Genomic DNA, 7,279 nt, shown 5'->3' on the forward strand with positions numbered 1-7,279 from the left:
TCGGCCCCGCGTGGCGGGCTTGACAGCCGCCGGCGGCGCGTGGTTTCAACTATATATATGTCCGGCACGGAAGCGCCGGTGGTTCACTCTCGGATATCCCGCTTCATGGCAAAAAACCTGCTCATCGTCGAATCACCGGCCAAGGCCAAGACGATCAACAAATACCTCGGCAAGGATTTCCAGGTCCTCGCCTCCTACGGTCACGTGCGCGACCTCAAGCCGAAGGAAGGCGCGGTCGATACCGAGCACGGCTTCGCGATGACGTACGAGGTGATCGAGCGCAACCAGAAGCACGTCGATGCGATCGCCAAGGCCGCCAAACTGGCCGACGACATCTACCTCGCGACCGACTTGGATCGCGAAGGCGAGGCGATCAGCTGGCACATCAGCGAGATCCTCGGTGAGCGTGGCCTGACCAAGGGCAAGCAGCTGCACCGGGTGGTGTTCTCCGAGATCACGCCGAAGGCGATCAAGGCCGCGGTGGCCGCGCCGCGCCAGCTGTCGCACGACCTGGTCGACGCCCAGCAGGCGCGCCGCGCGCTGGACTACCTGGTCGGCTTCAACCTGTCACCGGTGCTGTGGCGCAAGGTGCAGCGTGGGCTTTCTGCCGGCCGCGTGCAGTCGCCGGCGCTGCGCATGATCGTCGAGCGCGAGGAGGAGATCGAGGCGTTCAAGGCGCGCGAATACTGGACCGTTGAGGCCCAGCTGAAGCATGTCGACGGCGACTTCAGCGCGCGGCTGTCGCGCCTCAACGGCAAGAAGTTCGAGCAGTTCGACCTCACCAGCGAAACCGCTGCCCATGCGGCCCGCGAGGCGCTGAAGGCGGCTGCCCGTGGTCGCCTCGTCGTCAGCGAGGTCAGCTCGAAGGAGCGCAAGCGTCGCCCGGCGGCTCCGTTCACTACCTCCACCCTGCAGCAGGAGGCCGCACGCAAGCTCGGCTTCACCACCAGCCGCACGATGAAGGTGGCGCAGGGCTTGTACGAGGGTGTGGCGCTGGGCAGCGAAGGCAACGTCGGCCTGATCACCTACATGCGTACCGACTCGACCATGCTCGGTGACGACGCGATGGCCGAATTGCGCCAGCTGATCGCCCGCGACTTCGGCGGCCACGCACTGCCGGATGCGCCGCAGGTCTACAAGACCAAGTCGAAGAACGCGCAGGAAGCCCATGAGGCGATCCGCCCGACCTCGGCGATGTACACGCCGAAGTCGGTGGCTGCGTTCCTCAATGACGATCAGCGCAAGCTGTACGAGCTGATCTGGAAGCGCACCGTCGCCTGCCAGATGATCCACGCCACGCTGAACACCGTGTCCGTGGAGTTCGCGCTGGCGGACATGGCCGGCGGCGATGCCTCGTTCCGTTCGACCGGCACCACGGTGGTCGATCCCGGCTTCCTCGCCGTCTACGAGGAAGGCCGCGACCAGAAGAACGCCGATGACGACGACGAAGGCCGTCGCCTGCCCCGGCTGGAGAAAGGCGAGGCCGTGCCGCTGCACGAGATCGTCGCCGACCAGCACTTCACCGAGCCGCCGCCGCGCTACTCCGAAGCGAGCCTGGTCAAGGCTCTGGAAGAGCACGGCATCGGCCGTCCGTCGACCTATGCCAGCATCATCCAGGTGCTGCAGAACCGCGAATACGTGTACCTCGACAGCCGCCGCTTCAAGCCCAGCGACGTGGGTCGCGCGGTCAGCAAGTTCCTCACCCAGCATTTCACCCAGTACGTCGACTACGATTTCACCGCCAAGCTCGAGGACGAGCTCGATGCGGTCAGCCGGGGCGAGGAAGCCTGGGTACCGCTGATGGAGCGCTTCTGGAAGCCGTTCAAGCAGCAGGTGGACGAGAAGGCCGAGTCGGTCGACCGCAGCGAGGCCACCGGCGCGCGCGAGCTGGGCACCGATCCGAAGACCGGCAAGCCGGTGTTCGTGCGGCTGGGCCGGTTCGGGCCGTATGCCGCCATCGGCGACAAGGACAGCGAGGAGAAGCTGCAATTCGCCTCGCTGCGTCCCGGCCAGAGCATGCACACCATCGAACTGGCTGAGGCGCTGGAGCTGTTCAAGCTGCCGCGCAAACTGGGCCAGGCGGAGAACGGCGACGAGGTCAGCGTGGCGATCGGCCGCTTCGGGCCGTTCGTGAAGCAGGGCAGCACCTATGCCTCGCTGAAGCCTGAAGACGATCCGTACACCATCGAGCTGCCCCGCGCGCTGCAGATCGTGCAGGAGAAACTGGAGATGCTGGCGAACCGGCTGATCCTCGATTTCGGCAACGGCGTGCAGGTGCTGAACGGCCGCTATGGCGCCTATATCACCGACGGCGAGAAGAACGCGCGCATTCCCAAGGAGCAGGAGCCGAAGGAACTGACCGAAGCCCAGTGCCTCGAACTGCTGGCCGCGGCGCCGGTGCGCAAGGGCCGTTTCGGCAAGAAGACCGCGAGCAAGAAGGCGGCCGCGAAAAAGGCGGCTCCGGCCAAGAAAACGGCGGTGAAGAAAACGGCGGTGAAGAAGACCGCGACCAGGAAAGCCGCGACCAAGAAGACCGCGGTGAAGAGCACGGCGAAGAAAACCGCCACGAAAAAGACGGTCGCGAAGAAGACTGCCAGCGACAGCGCCGAGGCCTGAGTGCTGCAGCGTTTCACCCTCGCCGACCTGGATGCCGCCGCCGCGCTGCTGCACGGTGGCGGCGTGCTGGCGTATCCGACCGAGGCGGTCTTCGGCCTCGGCTGCGATCCGCATGACCGGGTCGCGTTCGAGCGATTGTTTGCGCTGAAGCAGCGCCCGCCGACCCAGGGCGTGCTGCTGATTGCGGCAGACTTCGGCCAGGTAGAGCGCTACATCGACCGGGCGTCCGTGCCGGAGGCGATGCTGCAGCAAGTGCTGGCCAGCTGGCCGGGGCCCTACACCTGGATCTTCCCGCGCTCAGCCGAAGTGCCCGACTGGGTTGCCGGCAACCACGCCGGCATCGCGTTGCGGGTGACCGCCCACGAACCGGCAGCGGCGCTGTGCCGGGCCTATGGCGGCGCACTGGTGTCGACCAGCGCCAACCCCCACGGCCAGCCGCCGGCGCGCGCGGCCGAGCAGGTAGCGGACTATTTTGGCGACGCACTGGACGGCGTGCTGGAAGCCCCGCTGGGCGGCCAGCGCAGCCCCACGGTGATTCGCGACGTGCTGTCGGGCGCTATCATTCGCGGCTGAGCGTGCGGGGGAGCGCATGCCGGCAGGTCAGGGTCGAGCCGTCGCGGATCTGCGCGACCGCGTTCACGTCGCTGTTCACATGGCCGCGCGATGCTCGGGCACGCAACGTATCGAAGATCAGGGAGACAGCAGTTTGGTTATCGTCCACGACCCGCGCCAGCGCGAGCTCTCGCCGTTGCTGCCCCTGCTGGTGGCCGCCGACCCGGCACGGGTGGTGGCCTGGCGGCATGGCCAGGCGATCAGCGCCGCGCATTTCCTGGCCGACGTCCGGGCCGTGGCGGCGTTCCTGCCCGACGCGACGGCCGCGGTGAACCTGTGCGAGGACCGGTACGCCTTCCTGGTGGCGTTCTGCGCGGTGGTGTTGCGCGGCCAGACCAACTTGCTGCCTTCCTCGCGCGCGCCACAGGCGGTGGACGAGGTGATGCGGGCCCATCCGGGTTGCCATGCCCTGGGCGAGCAGCGGCTCGATCCGGCGCCGCCGAACTATCGGCAACTGCCGTCGTTCGACGCGCTGCCACCCGCGCAGGTCGAGGCCGGCTGGCCCACGATTCCCGCCGACCAGGTGGTGGCGATCGGCTACACCTCCGGCTCCACCGGCGTGCCCGGGGCGAACCGGAAGACCTGGGGCAGCTTCCACGCCAGCAACGCGGGCAACCTGGCGCGGTTGCATGCCACCGTCGGCGACCGCTTCGAGGTGGTCGCCACGGTGCCGCCGCAGCACATGTACGGGATGGAGATGTCGGTATTGCTGCCCCTGCTGGGCGAGGTGGGCGTGCACACCGGCCGCCCGTTTTTTCCCGGCGACGTCGCGGCGGCGCTGGCCACGGTGCCGGAACCACGGGTGCTGGTGACCACGCCGGTGCATCTGCGTGCGCTGATCGAATCGGGCATTGCCCTGCCGCCGATCGCGGCGATGGTGTCGGCCACCGCGCCCTTGCCGGTCGAGCTGGCGCGGGCCGCCGAGCAGCGCTTCGACGCGCCGCTGCTGGAGGTGTTTGGCTCCACCGAGACCTGCGTGTTCGCCAGTCGCCGCCCCACCGTGGACGAGGACTGGTCGCTGTATGACGACGTGACCCTGCACCCGCAGCCCGATGGCACTGCAATCGAGGCGCCCCAGCTCGGCGCGCCGGTCACCCTGGCCGACATCGTCAGCCTGTCCGGCGACGGTCGTCGCTTCCGCTTGTGCGGTCGGCATGCGGACATGCTGGAAATCGCCGGCAAGCGAGCCTCGCTGGCCGATCTCACCCGCCGCCTGCTGGCGATCCCCGGCGTGCGCGACGGCGTGGTGTTCCAGCATGGCGACGGCGACGCGCTCGGCGTGCACCGGATCGCCGCTCTGGTGGTCGCGCCCGGACTGGATGAACAGGTCATCCTCGATGCCCTGCGCCGGGCCATCGACCCGCTGTTCCTGCCGCGTCCGCTGAAGCTGGTCGAGGCACTGCCGCGCAACGAGACCGGCAAACTGCCGCGAGCCGCCCTGCTGGATCTTCTGCAAGCCCGCGACTGAGCGCAGCTGCCTCACGGCGCTCCCGCCGCAGCCGTTACAATGCGCAGCTGCGTCGTGTGGCGCACGGGAGTGCAGGCATGAAGGTTCTGGTGATCGGCAGTGGCGGGCGCGAACACGCGCTGGCGTGGAAGCTGGGGCAGTCGGTGCAGGTCGACGAGGTGATCGTCGCCCCTGGCAATGCCGGCACGGCGCGCGAGCCCGGCGTGCGCAACGCCGATGTGGCTATAAACGACATCGATGGCCTGCTTGCGCTGGCGAAGCGCGAAAAGATCGGCTTGACCGTGGTCGGTCCCGAGGTGCCGCTGGTCGCCGGCGTGGTCGACAGGTTCCGCGCGGCCGGCCTGCGCATCTTCGGCCCGCGCGCGATCGCCGCGCAGCTGGAAGGCTCCAAGGCGTTTGCCAAGGATTTCCTGCAGCGGCACAACATTCCCACCGCGCACTACGCGGTTTTCACCGAACTCAATCCCGCGCTCGCCTACGTGCGCAAGCAGGGCGCGCCGATCGTGATCAAGGCGGACGGCCTGGCCGCCGGCAAGGGCGTGGTGGTGGCACTGACCCTGGCCGATGCGGAACTGGCGCTGCACGACATGCTTGGCGCGCACAGCTTCGGCGATGCCTCGGCGCGCGTGGTGATCGAGGAATTCCTTGACGGCGAGGAGGCCAGCTACATCGTGATGAGCGACGGCAGCCACGCGCTGCCGATGGCCTCCAGCCAGGACCACAAGCGCCGCGACGAAGGCGACCTCGGCCCCAACACCGGCGGCATGGGTGCGTACTCGCCCGCGCCGGTGGTTACGCCGGAAGTCGAGCAGCGCATCCTGAAGGAAGTGATCGAGCCGACCCTGCGTGGCATGGCGGCCGAGGGTGCACCGTTCATCGGCTTCCTTTACGCCGGCCTGATGATCGACAAGTCCGGCGCGCCGAAGGTGATCGAGTTCAACGTGCGTTTCGGCGATCCGGAAACCCAGCCGATCATGCTGCGTTTGAAGTCCGACCTGGTGGATCTGATCGATGCAGCGCTGGATGGCCGTCTGGCGAACACCACGGCGCGCTGGGATGCGCGCCCGGCAATCGGCGTGGTGATGGCCGCCGGTGGTTATCCGGGGCGAGTGCGTCTGGGTGATGCGATCAGCGGGCTGGATTCACCGGAAAGCGGCGACGTGAAAGTGTTTCATGCCGGCACGCGGCTCGATGATGCCGGGCGCGTGGTCAGCGCTGGCGGGCGCGTGTTGACCGTGTGCGCGCTGGGCGCGGACATCGGCGCGGCGCGCGAAAGCGCCTACGCCGCGGTCAGCCGGATTCGCTATGACGGCGCGTTCTGCCGCCGCGACATCGCCCACCGGGCGCTGCATCGCGGCTGATCCAGCAGCCAGTACGCAGGCGAATGGTAGGCCATTGGATGGCTTGACTTTTCCGGGCCGGGCTTTTTGGGCTATGCTTGGAACTTCCCCCGCGTAAAAGTCGTGGCGCCGAGCGCCTGAACGGACACGTGCCTGATTTCACGCTTGAAGAGGTTTCCCCGATGCGCAAGACGGTTTTGTCGCTGATGTCGGTTGCTGCACTGGCCCTGGCTGGCTGCAACAACGCTTCCAATTCGTCCCCGCAGGCGGACTCCTCCGGTCCCGCTTCGGCGAACACCGCGGGCGCCGTGGCGAAAACGCCGAGCCAGGTGAGCGGAACGATTTCGCTGCGTGCCGGCTCGTCGACGCCGTCGGACAAGGCCAGCCTGGTGCTGAACCTGGTCGACGTGTCCTCCACCGCCGTGGGTTCGGCGCCGCTGGCCAGCAAGACCTCGCCGGCCGGCACGTTCCCGCAGTCGTTCACGCTCAGCTTCAACCCGGCTGATGTGAAGCCGAACGACCTGTACGTGATCCAGGCCACCATCACCGACGGCGATCGCCAGTACACCATGCCGATCCAGGCGCCGGTGCTGGCCAAGGGCAGCAACAACGACGCGGTGGCGATCCAGTTGCAGTCGGAGCAGACCCCATCCGAGAAGCTGCTGGCCGAATTCGGCGAGGTCAAGGCGCAGATCGGCGGCATGAAGATCAGCCATGGCACCAAGCTGGAGGCCAATGACTCGCGCGGCTGGCAGCTGTTCCGCCAGGCCGGCGAAGTGAAGTACATCCGCGAGGAAGTCGACTACGGCGACAAGGGCTACACCAGCACCGATTACGCCTACAAGAACGGCAAGCCGTGGGTGATCGTGCAGGAAACCAAGGCGAACCGCGACGGCAAGCCCAGCGCGATCGACCGCGCCGGCTGGAGCGAGGACGGCACCCTGGTGCTCCAGCAGCATCAGGTCGGCGCCGACGTGCAGCCGCTGGATGCCGCGGCCGCCGCCACCATGAAGAAGGACGCGGTGTCGATCCTCGGCATCGCCACCGGCGGCAAGAACAAGTAAGCCGTCCAGACGTCCAAAAGAAAAAGCCGCCGGGAGACCGGCGGCTTTTTTTGTGCCTTACGAGAACTCAGAGCCTGTGAAGAAAACCACTTCCTGTGGCTTTCTTCTATCGCACGTCCGGTACATGCCCGGACGTGCTCACGTGAATCAGTCACTTGCGTGACCGATCCACGTCCGGC

Annotated in this window: 6 protein-coding genes; 5 read left to right on the forward strand and 1 reads right to left on the reverse strand. The window is 67.3% G+C overall.

Annotation, left to right across the window (positions count from 1 at the left end):
- Nucleotides 1-105: 105 nt before the first annotated feature.
- Complete coding sequence (locus ASD82_RS02905; RefSeq protein WP_056715141.1) at nt 106-2,616, forward strand: DNA topoisomerase I; 2,511 nt, start codon at nt 106-108, stop codon at nt 2,614-2,616.
- Nucleotides 2,617-3,189: a Sua5/YciO/YrdC/YwlC family protein gene (locus ASD82_RS02910; RefSeq protein ID WP_056715144.1), complete on the forward strand. Its 573-nt coding sequence runs from the start codon at nt 2,617-2,619 to the stop codon at nt 3,187-3,189.
- Here the strand turns inward: ASD82_RS02910 and ASD82_RS17585 are convergent.
- Nucleotides 3,176-3,337, reverse strand: coding sequence for a hypothetical protein (locus ASD82_RS17585; protein ID WP_157599165.1), 162 nt, complete (start codon nt 3,335-3,337; stop codon nt 3,176-3,178). The two genes, ASD82_RS02910 and ASD82_RS17585, sit on opposite strands and share 14 nt — an antisense overlap.
- Between ASD82_RS17585 and ASD82_RS02915 the strand changes: the two genes are divergently transcribed.
- From ASD82_RS02915 to ASD82_RS02925, 3 genes are all read left to right on the forward strand, one after another.
- Entirely contained in the window at nt 3,323-4,696 is a 1,374-nt protein-coding gene (locus tag ASD82_RS02915) for an AMP-binding protein (RefSeq protein WP_056715159.1), read from the forward strand. The two genes, ASD82_RS17585 and ASD82_RS02915, sit on opposite strands and share 15 nt — an antisense overlap.
- Nucleotides 4,697-4,773: 77 nt before the next feature.
- Nucleotides 4,774-6,057, forward strand: coding sequence for a phosphoribosylamine--glycine ligase (gene purD / locus ASD82_RS02920; RefSeq protein ID WP_056715147.1), 1,284 nt, complete (start codon nt 4,774-4,776; stop codon nt 6,055-6,057).
- Nucleotides 6,058-6,218: 161 nt separating this feature from the next.
- Nucleotides 6,219-7,100: a YbaY family lipoprotein gene (locus ASD82_RS02925; RefSeq protein WP_056715150.1), complete on the forward strand. Its 882-nt coding sequence runs from the start codon at nt 6,219-6,221 to the stop codon at nt 7,098-7,100.
- Nucleotides 7,101-7,279: the final 179 nt, after the last annotated feature.

The organism is Rhodanobacter sp. Root179 (genome assembly GCF_001428465.1).
Classification (GTDB): Bacteria; Pseudomonadota; Gammaproteobacteria; order Xanthomonadales; family Rhodanobacteraceae; genus Rhodanobacter.

Bases quoted from the DNA above. Each gene is read 5' to 3' on its own strand.
- ASD82_RS02905 (WP_056715141.1), top strand. From the start codon at position 106: ATGGCAAAAAACCTGCTCATCGTCGAATCACCGGCCAAGGCCAAGACG.
- purD (WP_056715147.1), top strand. From the start codon at position 4,774: ATGAAGGTTCTGGTGATCGGCAGTGGCGGGCGCGAACACGCGCTGGCG.
- ASD82_RS02925 (WP_056715150.1), top strand. From the start codon at position 6,219: ATGCGCAAGACGGTTTTGTCGCTGATGTCGGTTGCTGCACTGGCCCTG.